Annotated in this window: 15 protein-coding genes; 11 read left to right on the top strand and 4 right to left on the bottom strand. The window is 45.8% G+C overall.

Annotated features, from left to right (window positions below):
- Positions 1 to 16: 16 nt before the first annotated feature.
- From MZ182_RS10815 to MZ182_RS10805, 3 genes are all read right to left on the bottom strand, one after another.
- On the bottom strand, positions 17 to 1,027 hold the full coding sequence (locus MZ182_RS10815) for a peptidoglycan binding protein CsiV (RefSeq protein WP_248066865.1): 1,011 nt from the start codon (positions 1,025 to 1,027) through the stop codon (positions 17 to 19).
- On the bottom strand, positions 1,027 to 4,515 hold the full coding sequence (gene mfd / locus MZ182_RS10810; RefSeq protein ID WP_248066869.1) for a transcription-repair coupling factor: 3,489 nt from the start codon (positions 4,513 to 4,515) through the stop codon (positions 1,027 to 1,029). The genes MZ182_RS10815 and mfd overlap by 1 nt, the downstream gene beginning before the upstream one ends.
- 87 nt (positions 4,516 to 4,602) lie before the next feature.
- Complete coding sequence (locus MZ182_RS10805; RefSeq protein WP_011789182.1) at positions 4,603 to 5,208, bottom strand: hypothetical protein; 606 nt, start codon at positions 5,206 to 5,208, stop codon at positions 4,603 to 4,605.
- 94 nt (positions 5,209 to 5,302) lie between these two features.
- Between MZ182_RS10805 and MZ182_RS10800 the strand changes: the two genes are divergently transcribed.
- From MZ182_RS10800 to lolE, 3 genes are all read left to right on the top strand, one after another.
- Entirely contained in the window at positions 5,303 to 6,535 is a 1,233-nt protein-coding gene (locus tag MZ182_RS10800; RefSeq protein ID WP_248066872.1) for a lipoprotein-releasing ABC transporter permease subunit, read from the top strand.
- Positions 6,536 to 6,616: 81 nt separating this feature from the next.
- The gene (lolD, locus tag MZ182_RS10795; protein WP_248066877.1) at positions 6,617 to 7,312 is read left to right on the top strand and encodes a lipoprotein-releasing ABC transporter ATP-binding protein LolD; all 696 of its coding nucleotides are present in this window, start codon (positions 6,617 to 6,619) and stop codon (positions 7,310 to 7,312) included.
- The gene (lolE, locus tag MZ182_RS10790) at positions 7,309 to 8,559 is read left to right on the top strand and encodes a lipoprotein-releasing ABC transporter permease subunit LolE (RefSeq protein WP_248066880.1); all 1,251 of its coding nucleotides are present in this window, start codon (positions 7,309 to 7,311) and stop codon (positions 8,557 to 8,559) included. The genes lolD and lolE overlap by 4 nt, the downstream gene beginning before the upstream one ends.
- Positions 8,560 to 8,662: 103 nt before the next feature.
- Here the strand turns inward: lolE and suhB are convergent, their stop codons facing one another.
- Positions 8,663 to 9,466, bottom strand: coding sequence for an inositol-1-monophosphatase (suhB, locus tag MZ182_RS10785; protein ID WP_011789186.1), 804 nt, complete (start codon positions 9,464 to 9,466; stop codon positions 8,663 to 8,665).
- A 153-nt stretch (positions 9,467 to 9,619) separates the two neighbouring features.
- On the opposite strand from suhB, the gene trmJ reads away from it, so the two are divergent.
- The 8 genes from trmJ to hscA all read left to right on the top strand — a co-directional run bounded on the left by trmJ (position 9,620) and on the right by hscA (position 16,541).
- The gene (gene trmJ / locus MZ182_RS10780; protein WP_248066883.1) at positions 9,620 to 10,345 is read left to right on the top strand and encodes a tRNA (cytosine(32)/uridine(32)-2'-O)-methyltransferase TrmJ; all 726 of its coding nucleotides are present in this window, start codon (positions 9,620 to 9,622) and stop codon (positions 10,343 to 10,345) included.
- A gap of 41 nt (positions 10,346 to 10,386) precedes the next feature.
- Complete coding sequence (cysE, locus tag MZ182_RS10775; RefSeq protein WP_011789188.1) at positions 10,387 to 11,208, top strand: serine O-acetyltransferase; 822 nt, start codon at positions 10,387 to 10,389, stop codon at positions 11,206 to 11,208.
- A gap of 349 nt (positions 11,209 to 11,557) precedes the next feature.
- Positions 11,558 to 12,019: a Fe-S cluster assembly transcriptional regulator IscR gene (iscR, locus tag MZ182_RS10770; RefSeq protein ID WP_011072275.1), complete on the top strand. Its 462-nt coding sequence runs from the start codon at positions 11,558 to 11,560 to the stop codon at positions 12,017 to 12,019.
- 76 nt (positions 12,020 to 12,095) lie between these two features.
- Positions 12,096 to 13,310: an IscS subfamily cysteine desulfurase gene (locus MZ182_RS10765; protein WP_011789189.1), complete on the top strand. Its 1,215-nt coding sequence runs from the start codon at positions 12,096 to 12,098 to the stop codon at positions 13,308 to 13,310.
- 38 nt (positions 13,311 to 13,348) lie between these two features.
- Positions 13,349 to 13,732, top strand: coding sequence for a Fe-S cluster assembly scaffold IscU (iscU, locus tag MZ182_RS10760; protein ID WP_011789190.1), 384 nt, complete (start codon positions 13,349 to 13,351; stop codon positions 13,730 to 13,732).
- A gap of 14 nt (positions 13,733 to 13,746) precedes the next feature.
- Positions 13,747 to 14,070, top strand: coding sequence for an iron-sulfur cluster assembly protein IscA (gene iscA / locus MZ182_RS10755; protein ID WP_248066884.1), 324 nt, complete (start codon positions 13,747 to 13,749; stop codon positions 14,068 to 14,070).
- A gap of 16 nt (positions 14,071 to 14,086) precedes the next feature.
- Entirely contained in the window at positions 14,087 to 14,611 is a 525-nt protein-coding gene (gene hscB, locus MZ182_RS10750; protein ID WP_011789192.1) for a co-chaperone HscB, read from the top strand.
- Between the two features lie 67 nt (positions 14,612 to 14,678).
- The gene (gene hscA, locus MZ182_RS10745; protein ID WP_248066887.1) at positions 14,679 to 16,541 is read left to right on the top strand and encodes a Fe-S protein assembly chaperone HscA; all 1,863 of its coding nucleotides are present in this window, start codon (positions 14,679 to 14,681) and stop codon (positions 16,539 to 16,541) included.
- Positions 16,542 to 16,545: the final 4 nt, after the last annotated feature.

The following is a 16,545-nucleotide window of genomic DNA, read 5'->3' as shown; positions in this document are numbered from 1 at the left end:
CAATGTACGAGCTTGCTTAATATTGCCCAACCGTTTGTATCGATTCGGCATTTTGGTTTTGTTGTTGGGCACTTGGTTGTGCCATCTTACGTATTTGGATCACCATGCCCATTTCGGGATGATCTAAATAATGGATTTCTTCACTTTTGACTCGGCGATTTTGCTCAAGTGGGATTGCCATTAAATAAGGTGTCATTACCTTAGGGGCCGTAAGTGAAGCTGACGTACTGACATTCGCATCGTCCGTCGGCGCGGGTAACATTTTTCTACCTTCTTTACGTAAATTTAATGCCGTTTCAATATACAAATAGTGGTTAAGATAGATATTTAATGTGCCATCAAGTTCCCATACAGGGGAAATTTCCGGTGCTGACACTGTGCTGCCATTGGTATTCGATATGGACTCATTGAGAGCCTGTTGCACTATTTTTCGGCCGTCAAAATGGTAGGTTCCTGAAAAATCTTTGCCAGCAAATAAACGGATAGGCACTGAGCCATTCTTAGTACGCATCGGTTGCTGCCATGTCATATGTAATAGGCTGCGATTTCCCCGCTCCCTTGATAAGCTATTAATAATACTTGAAAACTTACCTTGGCTCGTCGAGAGTAATATAGGTTCTCCCTTTGCAGAGCCATATTGAGTTCCATTGCTACCAATTTGGGCGGGTATCACGGAGGGATAACGGTATTCTACTCTGTCTGACATATTGGCTAAGGGATCGATGCTTGAGGTGCCATCTGTGTTGAGGTTTTCAGCACAGTGACTATTGGCCTCAGCATCAAATACTAAAGTACAAGGTGTTGACTCCGTGGCAATTGGTGCCACCGCTTGGCCGACAACGGGTGAGATTAAGTCAATGACTCGATTCGTCTGAGTGGCTATGGGAGTATCTGGCCATTGCTCGGTTGATTGGCTTTTGCGTTCGAAGATATAGACTTCCACTTCAAACCAAGCCTCAGCGTGGGCTAATTGGCTATGCGATAGTGCAATGAGGGTGGCGATAGAGACCGCGAGTTGACGTAACACTATTTATCTCCAAGACGATGTTGCGATAATTGTTCAAGCAAGAGTTTGACTACATCGAGTCTATCTTTGGCTGTTTCAGCAGTAAGACTGAACTTTAACTTATTCGGCCCTTCCATTCGATAGATTTGTGGCTGGCTTTGGAGTAATCCAATAATAAAACCCGGATCTATCACATGATCATGGCTAAATTCGATACTGCCGCCTTTGGCGTGTACTTCAATTTTAGTCGCCCCTAGGCGAGTTGCTTGATGTTTATAGAGCGTCATTTCCATGAGGTTTTTAGTCGCCTCTGGTAGTAAGCCAAAGCGATCAATTAATTCGACTTTTAATTCATCGAGTGCCTCTTGGGTTTCGCAGCCTGCAATGCGTTTATATAAGGATAGGCGAATATTTACGTCGCTCACATAGGCCTCAGGCAATAACGCTGGGATCCTTAGTTCGATTTCACATTGCTGGTTGAGCATTTGCGCAAGCGATGGCTCTTTGCCTTGTTTAAGCGCTTTTACCGCCGACTCGAGCATTTCCATGTAAAGGCTAAAACCAATTTTGGAAATATGGCCGCTTTGCTCGTCCCCAAGGAGTTCTCCCGCACCGCGGATCTCTAAATCTTGGGTTGCGAGCATAAATCCAGCACCAAGATCTTCTAGTGCATCAATGGCTTCAAGGCGTTTACGGGCATCACTTGTCATGCGTTTGGGGTGTGGTGTCATCAAATAAGCATAGGCTTGATGATGTGAGCGGCCTACACGACCACGCAGTTGGTGTAATTGTGCCAGACCAAAGGTATCGGCACGCTCAATAATAATGGTATTTGCGCTGGGGACGTCAATCCCAGTTTCGATAATAGTAGTGCAGACTAACACGTTGAATCTTTGATGATAAAAGTCAGACATGACTCGCTCAAGATCCCGTTCACGCATTTGACCATGGGCGACGACAACGCGAGCTTCAGGCACTAAGTCGATAATCCCTTGGGCACATTTTTCAATGCTTTCGACATTGTTATGCAGATAATAGACTTGGCCACCACGCAGAATTTCCCGCAGAATGGCTTCGCGCACGGTTGCGGGATCGGATTCGCGTACAAAGGTTTTTACTGCTAAGCGTTTAGCGGGTGGGGTGGCGATAATGGATAAATCACGCATGCCCGACATGGCCATATTTAAGGTTCGCGGAATGGGGGTTGCTGTTAGGGTTAAAATATCCACATTGGCCCGCAGCGCCTTAATTTTTTCTTTTTGGCGTACACCGAATCTGTGTTCTTCATCAATGATCAGTAAGCCGAGATTTTCAAATTTAGCTTCAGATTGCAGTAACTTATGGGTGCCGATAACGATATCGACTTTACCTTCTTCAAGCTGCTTGAGCACTTGGGTTTGTTCTTTTGCCGTTCTAAATCGCGACATCACCTCTGTGACAACGGGCCAATCGGCGAATCTATCCTTAAAGTTTTCATAGTGTTGCTGGGCAAGCAGTGTGGTGGGCACCAGTACAACTACTTGTTTACCTGCGTTGACGGCCACAAAGGCTGCGCGCATTGCGACTTCCGTTTTACCAAAGCCCACGTCACCACACACGAGTCTGTCCATGGCAATTGGGGAACGCATGTCTGCTAATACGGCATGAATAGCACTTTCTTGATCGACGGTTTCTTCAAAGGGGAACCCTTGGGCAAATTGGGCATATTCCTCTTCGTCAATCTCGCAACTTTCGCCGGGACGCGCCTGGCGACGGGCGTAAACATCGAGCAGTTCAGCCGCCACATCGCGAATTTTCTCTATAGCTTTGTTCTTGGCTTTGGCCCACGTCTCGTTGCCAAGTTTATTGAGATGGGCGTCTTCATCTGCACCAACACTGTAACGGCTGATCAGGTGTAAGTTCGATACGGGTACATAGAGTTTATCGCCACCGGCGTATTCTAATTGCAGGTATTCGGCAACTAAACCGCCCGTGTCTAGGGTCACTAAGCCTTGGTATAGCGCCACGCCGTGTTCGAGGTGCACTATGGGTTGACCGACTTTTAGTTCGGCTAAGTTTTTAATCAGGGCATCATTGCTGATCTGGCGCTGTTTTTCCCGGCGCCGCTGCTGGGAGATGCGGTGACCAAAAAGTTCTGTCTCACAAATAATGCTCACGGCATCTTTTGGACTGAGCTTAAGTAAACAGCCGCGTGACAGTGGCGAAACGATAAGCCCCAGTTTGGCATCACTTTGAATAAATTCATCAAAATGGCTGAATAATGCGGGTTTAAGTTGGATTTTACTTAAGAGTTCAAGCAGGGCTTCGCGCCGTCCTTCAGACTCGGCGCTAAATAGCATCCGCGGTGCATTTTGGGCGTAATCTTGTAATGCGAGTAATGGCTGCTTTAATTTGTGATTCGCACTGATATCGGGAAGTTGATTAGCATCGATAACCGTGGCTTTACCTGTCTCGACCGACTCGGTAGTGGGCGAAATAAACTGATAGCGCGGCAGTGGTTTAAATGCTGCAAATAGCTCTTCAATCAGTAAATACAGTTCTTTAGGCGCGAGCAGTGGCCGCAGTGGATCGACTCGTCTGTCTTGGTAGCGGGTTTCGACTTCCTGCAAATGGGCTCGGGCGGATTTTTCAATATCCCCAAGGGTGACAAGTTGAGTCTCCTTGGGTAAGTAATCAAATAGGGTTGCGACTTCATCAAAAAATAGTGGTAGGTAATTTTCAATCCCTGCAGGCATTTGATTACGACTCACCAATTGGTAAACCGATTCAGGCTCTTTGACTATCACTTCAAAACGGCGGCGGTATCTTTGTCTAAATCCTTCAATGGCGGCACTGTCAGTCGGAAACTCCTTTGCCGGTAATAGGCGAATGGACTCAACAGGATGTAACGAACGCTGGGTTTCAGGGTCGAAATGGCGAATGGTCTCAACTTCATCATCGAATAGCTCGATGCGCAGCGGCATATTAACGCCCGTGGGGAAAATATCCAAAATCGAACCACGGATAGCAAACTCGCCATGTTCATACACTTGCTCCACCAAGTGGTAACCTGTATCAGTTAAATGTTGGCGTACATTGTGTAATTGATATCTATCGCCCTTTTTAAGTACAAAAACGTTGGCGCTTAAATAGGCTTTAGGTGGCAGGCGCATCATCAAAGTGGTGACGGGGACGATAACCACACTGTGTTCGGTTTGGGATATTTGTGACAGGGTTTCTAGGCGTTGAGAGATCAGATCCTGATGGGGCGAGAAACTGTCATAGGGCAAGGTCTCACGATCTGGGAATAGCCGAACCTTGATATCACATTTACCGAGTAAATAGGTGAGCTCTAACTCTAAGCTTAAGGCGCTAGGCGTGTCGCTGGTGACAAGCAGTGTTGTCCCTGGATGTTGGCGCACTAAGCTGGCGAGTGTGACCGCTTGGCAAACACCACCGAGTGCGGATAGGGTTTGCATTTGAGTACCATTTTTGACGACTGGTGGCGTTAGGGCTGAAAAGTGAGTCATTGGCGTGGAATATAAACTGATTCATTCACAAAGAGTTGCAGACATTGTAGAGACTTGCAGGCGCAGGTGCCAGTGAAAAGTCAGCCATTATTGGTTTCCATCTCTGGCAAGTTTACGCAGTTTCAGTTGTTTTTGTTGTACGTTAAGGCTGGCTTTTACCAATTGTTCGATATCGGACTCAAGAATTTGGCTAAATTCAAGATCGATAAAATATTGCTCGGCAGTGGGATCGCCATCGTTTTGAACCCTTGTATCAGGGTTACTTGCGACTACCTTCGCGAAACATAAAATGGCGACCAATTCATCGTGGATAAAAAGCGTCGTTTTATACTGGGCGCCAAGGGGGAGTGGGCTTGGGCTTATTAGCCGAATACTGCTACCACCAAATTGACAACCCTGGAATTTATCGCCTTCTTGGGTTTCTTTCTCTAGTACATGCTGCAGTACTAAATCGACTTTGCGGGATTGTAGTTTGAGAAAGTCGACAACGGCCTTAGCTTCATTATCTATATGCCGCAGTTGCAGTAGGCAGTTTGCCTCGAGTTCTTTGACTTCACTGAGTAGCTGTATCCCCAGTGATTGCATTGATCTTAATGCTATTTCACTGGGTACTGGCTGACTCTGCGGCCATGCACTTAGGTAAGCTGTGAAGGGGTGAGGCACACTAAAATACGGATTGGAGTCAGTGAACAAGGCTTGCCTCTTTATTTATAGGACCTAAACCCCTATTATCGTGCCCATCTTCATGATTTAGCAAGTTCAGCACACAGGACGCAGCCCCCTTTCAATGAATTTAGGAATTCCTTTCTACGTTGGTTACCGCTACTGGCGGGCCAGAAAAGCAAACGCGTTTGCCTCGTTTATTACTTTATTTGCAGTGTCGGGCATTTTTTTAGGCGTTGCCGCCTTAATTGTGGTCAGTTCTGTGATGAATGGTCTCGAAGGTCAACTTAAACAACGCATCCTTGGCGCAGTGCCGCAGCTCACGGTTTATACCAGTGCGCCCTTAAACGATTGGACTGAACAGGCTAATGCTCTTAAGGCTTTGCCTGGTGTGCAAGGCGTCACACCCAGTGTTTCAACCCAAGCTATGGTGCAATCGGCGGCTAATATTCGCGCGGTGCAAGTGTTCGGGGTATTTCCCGAGCTTGCCGCAAAGCTTTCGGTTATTGCACAGCACACCTATTCAGGTGCATTTGATGAACTTGTCGCGGGTCAATATAAGATCATTTTGGGCTCCGAGTTGGCGCGCCAACTTAAAGTGAATCCAGGTGATACGGTTCGATTATTAAGTGGTGATGGGGTGGTGTATTCGCCCTTTGGGCCAGTACCTAGCCAACGTAAATTTTTGGTTTCAGGCATATTTGAAATGGGCTCTCAAGTCGATGCTGGCGTGGCTTATATTCACTATCAAGATGCTAAGCGATTAATGCGTCAGCCCAGCGAAGCAATCGATCAACTTCGGCTTTATCTTGATGATCCCTTTAGCGCACCGGCGTTATCACCTAAGGTGCAAGATATCTTACTTAAGCAACATATCGAGGCAACAACCAGCGATTGGCGCGATACCTACGGGCACTTATTTGGCGCAGTGAAAATGGAAAAAAACATGATGTCACTGATGCTCAGTCTGATTGTTGCCGTGGCAGCCTTTAACATTGTTTCGGCATTAGTGATGATGGTGGTGGATAAAACGACAGATGTGGCAGTGCTGAAAACCCAAGGCCTAACTACCCCCGCTGTGATGGGCATATTTATTGTGCAAGGCTCCCTCAATGCCATATTAGGTTTAGTGCTGGGGTTAGGGGTTGGCATTCTCCTCACGCTTAATTTGAATGGGATTATGTCTACCCTTGGCATTTCTATTTTAGGTGCTGGTCAAGTGCTACCCGTCAAACTTGAGTTGACGCAACTGTCCGTTATCGTGGTGGGCACTTTACTCGTGACGTTACTCGCGACCTTATATCCCGCATTGCGTGCAGCCAGAGTGCAACCTGCTACTGCACTAAGATATGAATAATCGGAAGTTGATACGAATAATCAAGTGTTGGCTTAGGTAAATGGCCAAACCTATAACAAGTATTTTATAGAGAGAACCTCAATGCAAGACGTGTTACTGCAAGTGCAGAATGTCAGTAAGAGTTACCATGATGGCGCGGTGACTACGCAAGTATTGTCCAATGTGGATCTGCAGGTCTTTAAAGGCGAACAGTTAGCCATTGTCGGTAGCTCTGGTTCGGGTAAGAGTACCTTATTGCATATTATGGGCACTTTGGATGAGCCAACGGCGGGTAAAGTTTTGCTGTTAGGCGAAGATTTATATCAAGTATCCAGTGCTCGCCAAGCGCAGATCCGCAATCAAGATTTAGGCTTTATTTATCAATTTCACCATTTATTGCCTGAATTTACCGCGCTAGAAAATGTGGCAATGCCCGCATTTATTCAAGGGAAAGCTCGTAAGCAAGCGATTGCCGATGCAAAACTGCTACTTGAGCGGGTGGGGCTGGGTCACCGCATAACGCATATTCCCGCCGAATTATCGGGCGGCGAACGTCAACGAGTAGCCATTGCGCGGGCGTTAATCAATCAACCTAAATTGGTGCTTGCCGATGAACCAACGGGTAATCTTGATGCAAATAGTGGTGATGCAGTATATGAGCTTATTCGCGAGTTAGCGAATCAACTTGGTACAGCCTTTGTGGTGGTGACCCATGATCATAAATTAGCCGCGCGTATGGATAGGCAATTGATGATGAAAAACGGTTACTTGCAAGTCGCGGCGGAAACCCAAGTATGAAAGGACCGTTAGCGTTATCTATCGGCTGGCGTTTTTACCGCGCTCGCCAATCAAACAGTTTTATTAGCTTTATCTCTTTTGCATCCACTGCCGGCATTGCCTTGGGCGTTGCGGTATTGATCGTGGTGTTGTCGGCCATGAATGGTTTTGAGCGTGAGCTTGAGCAACGACTCCTTGGCGTTATCCCTCAAGCCGATATTGTTGGGGTTAACGAGCCTATTGTCGATTGGCAGAGCGTTGCAGAGGGTGCCCTGCAAATTGAAGGTATTCGTGGTGCGGCGCCCTTTATTCGGATACAAGGATTAGTGCAAAAGCCTGGCGGATTTCAAGGATTATCCGTGGTTGGAATTGCGCCTGAAGAAGAGACTAAAGTGTCCACACTAGCCCAGTTTATGAATGATGAAAGCTGGCAGAGCCTTGCACAGGATGAGAATCATATTGTCCTTGGTAAAAGTTTACTGAAAAAGTTAGGACTTGAGATTGGCGATACGCTAGCGTTATATGTGCAGGATATGGACCCCGAAAATGCGGGCAGTCTACGTGCAGCGAAGAGTCATCGTTTTGTGGTCTCGGGCGTTTATGCCTTGGGGGGAGAGCTTGAACTGACGACGGCTTATATTCCAATGCGTTATGCTGCGCAGATCCTTAATATGCAGAATGGCGTGACAGGGGTGCGGATCAGTGTCGAGCAAGTATTTGATGCACCAGCCAAAGTCCGTGAACTTGGCTATGCGCAAAAACAATCGGTTTATATTAGTGATTGGACTCGAACTCAAGGGCATTTATATCAAGATATTCAACTGGTTCGCACCGTGATGTACTTGGTATTAGTGTTAGTGATTGGTGTTGCCTGTTTTAATATTGTCTCCACCCTTGTGATGGCGGTACGGGATAAAGCCTCTGAAATTGCGATTTTAATGACCATGGGGCTGAGCCGCTTAAGCATAATGGGCATTTTTATGGTGCAGGGCGCTCTAAATGGGCTATTAGGCTGCGGTTTAGGGGGAATTATTGGTATTAGTGTTGCACTTAATTTAAGTGAGATAGCCAGTGCTATTGAACAGCTATTGGGTATTGAGCTTTTATCGGCTGATGTGTATTTCGTTGACTTTTTGCCTTCAGAATTACATACCTCAGATGCCATCTTAGTGATTGCTATGGCATTTGTGATGAGTCTGATTGCAACGCTGTATCCAGCATGGAAGGCCAGTCAAATTGGACCTGCGCAAGCATTAGCGGGTAGGTAGTTGGCAGATATTGGCTTGATGAGAAACTAAACAAAAGCCCGTGATATTTTTAAATATCACGGGCTTTTTAATATGGGTTCTTGGGTGAATTATTGTGAATAAATTAACGCTTTAAGCCTTCATTCAATAAAGGACGCATGATTTTCACTAATTCTGTCGTCACTTTAGGTGAGCCAGCGACGATATTACCCGAAACCAAATAGTTATGGTTTCCCGTAAAATCAGTCACAGTACCGCCAGCTTCACGGCAAATCAGATCGCCAGCAGCAATATCCCAAGGCTTTAAGCCGATTTCGAAGAAACCGTCCAAACGCCCCGCGGCAACATAGGCTAAATCTAATGCGGCGGAACCTGCGCGACGTAAGTCTGAACATTGACTGAAAACCTCACCGAAAATAGCCATATAAGTTTCGGTGTGTTGACGAGATTTGAATGGAAAACCAGTGCCAATCATGGTTGGCGCTAATTCATTCACATTAGTAACACGGATACGGAAATCGTTAAGTTTGGCGCCTTTACCACGGATAGCGGTAAAGAGTTCTTCGCGAACAGGATCATAAACGACGGCAACTTCAGTTTTACCTTTATGTTGCAGTGCAATAGAAACCGCGAAGTGGGGAATGCCTCGAATAAAGTTGTTAGTGCCATCCAGAGGATCAACTATCCAAATATAGTCTTTGTTACTACCACGGTTTTCGCCGTTCTCTTCACCCACAATCGTATGATCTGGGTAAGATTTACGAATTTGATACGTAATAGCCGCTTCTGCTTCCTTGTCTACACTGGTAACAAAATCATTGATACCTTTAGCACTGACTTCAACACGGTCAAGTTCAGTATAGGCGCGCATAATAGTTTGGCCGGCCGCGCGGGCAGCGCGTACAGCAATCGTCAGCATCGGATGCATTGCAATCCCCTGGATGTTAAAGAACGTTAAAATAGCGGGCGGCATTATACTCGATTTGATTGTTATATCAAATACCGATTTTCATATAAGCATTCGCCCGCGCCTGTGATAATATTCGCCCCCAGTGTTTTATGAATTAAATTAAGTTGTTTCATGCTAAGTAATATTCGTGTGGTTTTAGTGGGGACATCGCACCCCGGCAATATAGGTTCCACCGCCAGAGCGATGAAAACAATGGGTCTGTCTACGCTATATCTTGCCGAACCTCGTGTAGAACCCGATGGTCAATCTATTGCGCTTGCCGCGGGTGCTTCTGATATTTTGAAACATCTCGTTAAAGTCGACTCACTCGCCGAAGCCATTGCCGATTGTAGTCTGGTCATTGCCACCAGTGCGCGCAGCAGAACCTTAGATTGGCCTATGCTTGAACCACGCGAAGCAGGGCAGAAACTGGTTACTGAAAGTGTAACTGGCCCTGTTGCCATTGTTTTTGGCCGTGAAAATCATGGGCTCAGCAATGAAGAGTTGCAACAATGTACTTATCATGTAGCGATCCCTGCAAATCCTGAGTACAGCTCACTTAACCTCGCTCAAGCGGTACAAATTATTTGTTATGAAACCCGCGTTGCACACTTAGCTGGAATTGAATCTGAACAAGAACCGACAGAATATCCATTGGCAGCCGATCAAGAGCGTTTTTTTGTACACCTTGAAAATACGTTATTTTCTACGGGCTTTATTATTAAAAACCACCCTGGACAAGTGATGACTAAATTGCGCCGTTTGTTCAGTCGTGCACGGATTGAAAGTCAGGAAATGAATATTCTTAGAGGGATCCTGACTTCCATCGATAAAGTGGTTAGCAATAAACAAAAATAGTTAACCCTACAATAGTCAAAAATAATCGCGAAGGATAAACAATGGGCGTGATAGCTAGGCTAAAAGAAGATATTGAATCTATTTATCACCGTGATCCAGCGGCGCGCAGTGCCTTTGAGATCTTGGTTAACTATCCAGGAATGCATGCTATTTGGTTGCACAGGATAAGCCATAAATTATGGAAGGCAGATTGGCGCTTGACAGCACGTTGTTTATCGACGTTTTCCCGTTGGCTGACGGGGGTTGAAATTCATCCCGGCGCAACCATAGGCCATCGGTTTTTTATCGATCATGGTATGGGGGTAGTGATCGGTGAAACCGCAGAGATTGGTGATGATTGTACTTTATACCATGGGGTAACCTTAGGGGGAACGACTTGGCAGGCAGGGAAACGTCATCCAACCTTAGCCAATAACGTAGTGGTCGGTGCAGGGGCTAAGATCCTTGGTCCTATTACTATGCATGATGGCGCACGCGTAGGCTCTAATTCAGTTGTTGTTAAAGATGTACCTAAGGATACCACAGTAGTCGGTATTCCTGGGCGCGTTGTCGCAACCCCTTCACCTCAATCGAAGGAAAAATCTGAACGCCGTAGTGCTATGGCAAAGAAATACGGTTTTGATGCCTATGCAGTTTCACCTGATAATCCTGATCCTGTCGCTAATGCCATAGGTCAAATGCTAGATCATATGCATTTAATGGATTCAAAAGTGCAAGAATTGTGTCAGGCAATACAACGTTTAGGTGGGGATGTCTGCACTGAAAAACTGCCAGAGCTTGATATGGGTGAGTTTAATGAGGCAGAAAAAGCGGCAGCGGATAAACGTCAAAGTTCATTAGAAGAGTTTGATCCTAGCATTTAAGCTTCGCTACAGATCGTGTTTGCCCAGAAGAAGTGCCAGTGCTGTTAATAAATCCACAGATTAGGGAATAGGTTTATATTTCACTCTCTTTGTGGTGTTTTGGAATAAGCAATCAGGTTTATCGCTAATGATAGTGCTTTAGATCGCGATCTAGGTCTCTTAAGGCTTATTTATTGCGGTTTTGGCATTGAATCTTCAGAGAGAAAAAGGTTAAATACCCCACCAAGATGACAGGGTATTGGTTTACAATATGACCTATTACCTGAGTGTTTTAGTAGGACTTATACTTGACTAATTTACTCAGGTATGTTGAAATGCTCTCCATACCTGTTCGGGAGCTATGGTAGCTATGAAACTTACATCTAAAGGTCGTTATGCAGTAACCGCTATGCTGGATGTGGCCATCCACTCAGCATCGGGGCCGGTTCCCTTAGCGGATATCTCTGAAAGACAAGGGATTTCGCTTTCTTATTTGGAACAACTCTTCGCTAAGTTAAGAAAACATGGCTTAGTTGCCAGTGTTCGTGGTCCGGGTGGTGGTTACCGTTTAGGCCTAGAAGCCAACGATATTTCAGTGGGTATGGTTGTTCATGCCGTAGATGAGTCCGTTGATGCGACTCGTTGTCAAGGATTAGGCAATTGTCAGAGTGGAACTCGCTGCTTAACGCACTCGCTTTGGGGTGATCTAAGCAAACAAATTTCAGATTTTTTAGATGGTATCAGTCTTGCCGGCTTGATGCAGAAGCGCGATGTGCAATTTATCTCGCTTAAGCAAGACACTATGCAAAAGGAACAAAGAGTCATTTTATAGGCTCCTTGTTATACATAAAAATTATATTGTACGTTGTATGTAGCCTCGGCAGAGACTGCTAAGTACGGAGTGTGTTATGAAGCTTCCTATCTATTTAGATTATGCCGCCACCACGCCTGTCGATCCGAGAGTCGCGGAAAAGATGTTCCAATATATGACGATGGATGGCATCTTTGGCAACCCAGCCTCTCGTTCACATCGCTACGGCTGGCAAGCTGAAGAAGCGGTGGATATTGCTCGCAATCAAGTGGCTGATTTGATCAATGCCGATCACCGTGAAATTGTGTTTACCTCTGGCGCGACTGAGTCAAATAACTTAGCCATCAAAGGTGTTGCTCATTTCTATAACAAGAAAGGCAAGCATATCATTACCAGCAAGACTGAACACAAAGCTGTACTCGATACCTGCCGTCAACTAGAACGTGAAGGCTTTGAAGTCACCTATTTAGAGCCCGCATCTAACGGCATTATTCCGATGGAACGTTTAGAAGCTGCGATGCGTGACGACACTATTCTTGTTAGCATCATGCACGTCAACAATGAAATCGGTGTGATCCACGATATCGATGCAATCGGTGAGTTATGCCGCTCAAAAGGCATCATTTTCCATATGGATGCGGCACAAAGTGCAGGCAAATTGCCAATTGATGTGCAAGCCACAAAGGTCGATCTTATTTCAATCTCTGGTCATAAAATGTATGGTCCTAAAGGCATTGGTGCCCTTTATGTTCGCCGTAAACCTCGTATTCGCTTAGAAGCGCAAATGCATGGTGGTGGACACGAACGTGGTATGCGCAGTGGTACATTACCGACTCACCAAATAGTCGGTTTAGGTGAAGCTGCCGCGATCGCTAAAGCGGAAATGGCAACAGATAACGAACGTATTGGTCGTTTGCGCGATAAATTATGGAATGGCATCAAACATATTGAAGAGACGTATATTAACGGTGATCTAACTCAACGTTTTTGCGGTAGCCTCAATGTCAGCTTCAACTATGTTGAAGGTGAGTCTTTGATGATGGCCTTAAAAGATTTAGCTGTTTCATCGGGTTCGGCTTGTACTTCAGCCAGCCTTGAACCGAGCTACGTATTACGTGCACTGGGTTTAAATGATGAAATGGCACATAGCTCAATTCGTTTCTCCATTGGCCGTTTCACAACGGAAGAAGAAATCGATCATGCTATCGAAACTATTACACAATCTATTGATAAATTAAGAGAAATGTCCCCGTTATGGGAAATGTTTAAAGATGGTATCGACCTGAACCAAGTTCAGTGGGCACATCATTAGTTCTGACACTTAACAATAGATAATTTTGGAGTAATACCATGGCTTACAGTGAAAAAGTGATAGATCATTATGAGAACCCACGTAATGTAGGTTCCTTTGATAAAAACGATCCTTCGGTCGTGACCGGTATGGTAGGCGCGCCTGCTTGCGGTGACGTGATGAAACTTCAGTTGAAAATTGGTGCTGATGGCATCATTCAAGACGCTAAGTTCAAAACCTACGGTTGTGGTAGTGCCATTGCCTCTAGTTCACTGGTAACTGAGTGGGTCAAGGGTAAAACGATTGAACAAGCCGCAGCGATTAAAAATACTGATATCGCTGAGGAACTTGCGTTACCTCCAGTGAAAATTCACTGCTCAATTTTGGCAGAAGATGCCATTAAAGCCGCTATTGATGAGTATAAATCGAAGCAAGCTCAGTAGCTTCTGGAGTTAAGATGGCGATTACAATGACCCCAGCGGCAACAGAGCGAGTCAGATCTTTCTTAGCAAATAGAGGCAAAGGTATTGGCCTTCGCCTTGGCTTAAGAACTTCTGGTTGTTCTGGCATGGCTTATGTGCTTGAGTTTGTTGATACTTTGAATGATGACGATGAAGTGTTTGATATCGAAGATGTGAAAATCATTATAGATCCCAAAAGTCTTATCTATCTTCAAGGGATCGAGCTGGATTTTGTTAAAGAAGGGCTCAATGAAGGCTTCCAATTTAACAATCCTAACGCAAAAGGTGAGTGTGGTTGTGGTGAGAGTTTCACTGTTTAACCGCTAAAGTTGACGCATGAATTATTTCGAGCTGTTTAAATTTTCTCCTGCCTTTGATATAGACACCGCTGTGCTTGCAGAACGCTATCGCGAATTGCAGCGGGCGGTGCATCCCGATAAGTTTGCCCATGATACTGAGCAGCAGAAATTGTTGTCTGTGCAGCGTACAGCACAAGTGAATGATGGTTATCAAACCTTAAAAGACCCCATTCGTCGTGCTGAGCATCTGTTGTCACTGCGCGGTATTGATCTAAGCCATGAAACCACCACAGTCAAAGATACTGTTTTTTTGATGCAGCAAATGGAGTGGCGTGAGGCTTTAGAAGATATCCGTCACAGCACTGATCCTCAAGAGAGTATTGATGAGTTATATCAATCCTTTGCCGAGTATCGTGCCAAACTTACTTATATGTTGACTGCACAACTTAACAGTAGCAAAGATGAAGATGCTTTGTTAGCGGCAGATCAAGTTCGCAAGCTCAAGTTTATGGCAAAATTGCATGATGAGCTGACAAGAATTGAAGATGCTCTGTTAGATTAATTTTCCGTGTTTATGTGATTCAGCCAACTTCATTTTTTTGGGGTTGGCGTTACTAAGTTGGATATATATGGCCCTTTTGCAGATAGCTGAGCCCGGTCAAAGTGCCGCGCCACACCAACATAGACTTGCCGTTGGTATCGATTTAGGTACGACCAATTCGTTGGTTGCAGCAGTTCGAAGTGGAGAAACGGCAACCTTGCCGGACGAAGATGGACGACATTCTTTACCCTCCATTGTCCGTTATACCCAAGACACTGTTGAAGTTGGTGCGCTTGCAGCATTAAGCTCAGCCCAAGATCCAAAGAACACGATAGTATCGGTAAAGCGTTTTATGGGGCGTAGTCTGACCGATATTCAAACGGGTGAACAGTCCTTTCCCTATGAGTTTGCCGAAAGTGAAAATGGGTTACCTTTATTTGTCACTCCCCAAGGCCTAGTCAATCCAGTGCAAGTCTCTGCTGAGATTTTGCGACCACTTATTGCCCGAGCAGAGAAAACCTTAGGCGGCGAACTCCAAGGTGTGGTAATCACAGTTCCCGCCTATTTCGATGATGCCCAACGTCAAGGCACTAAAGATGCTGCGGCATTGTTGGGTGTTAAAGTCTTGCGTTTGCTCAATGAGCCGACTGCCGCCGCGATTGCCTATGGTTTAGACTCTAAGCAAGAGGGTGTGATTGCCATTTTCGATTTAGGTGGTGGTACCTTTGATATTTCAGTTTTACGTTTAAATCGTGGCGTATTTGAAGTATTGGCAACAGGGGGAGATTCGGCTCTTGGTGGTGATGATTTCGATCATTTGCTGCAGGAACATATGCAGCAAGTTTGGCAGCTTGGTGACATCGACTCACAATTAAGCCGTCAGTTGTTGATTGAATCGCGTCGAGTTAAAGAAGCCTTAACGGATGCTGCAGAAACTGAAGCGAAAGTGATCCTTGCCGATGGGACTGAACTGACGCAAATCGTTACTAAAGCTGAATTTGATGCCATGATTGCGGCATTAGTGAAAAAGACGATTGCCAGCTGTCGCCGTACACTACGTGATGCTGGCGTCACAGCAGAAGAAGTGCTTGAAACTGTGATGGTTGGCGGTTCAACGCGCGTGCCATTAGTGCGTGAACAGGTCGAAGCTTTTTTCGGCAAACCACCGCTGACATCTATCGATCCCGATCGTGTTGTCGCCATTGGCGCTGCAATTCAAGCTGACATTTTAGTGGGTAACAAACCCGAATCGGATTTGTTATTGCTCGATGTGATCCCTTTGTCGTTAGGCATAGAGACCATGGGCGGCTTAGTGGAAAAAGTGGTTTCGCGTAATACCACGATTCCGGTTGCACGGGCGCAGGAATTTACCACCTTTAAAGATGGTCAAACGGCCATGGCATTCCATGTGGTGCAGGGGGAGCGTGAGCTGGTCGCTGATTGCCGTTCACTGGCGCGTTTTACCTTGAAAGGTATTCCGCCTTTAGCCGCAGGTGCTGCGCACATTCGGGTGACCTTCCAAGTGGATGCCGATGGTTTACTCAGCGTGACCGCGATGGAAAAATCCACAGGGGTGCAATCGAGCATTCAAGTAAAACCATCTTTTGGTTTATCAGATACTGAAATTGCGACTATGTTGAAAGATTCGATGAAGTACGCAAAAGATGATATAAGCCGCCGTATGCTTGCCGAGCAGCAAGTCGAAGCTGCAAGGGTGCTCGAATCTTTACATGCCGCGTTAGCGAAAGATGGCGATTTGCTAAATGATGATGAGCGTGGGCAGATCGATGCCACTATGGCCAATGTGGCGCAATTGGCCACGGGCGATGATGCCGAGGCAATTAAACAAGCGATTGAACGACTGGATGAGCAAACCCAAGATTTTGCCGCTAGACGTATGGACAACTCTATTCGGGTGGCATTTAAGGGCCAATCGATCGATAACATATAGGTGA

The organism is Shewanella sp. JNE2 (assembly GCF_023159115.1).
GTDB classification, from domain to species: Bacteria; Pseudomonadota; Gammaproteobacteria; order Enterobacterales; family Shewanellaceae; genus Shewanella; species Shewanella putrefaciens.
The sequence above is the reverse complement of the archived record's forward strand: the minus strand, read 5'-3'. Positions and strand labels throughout refer to the sequence as shown.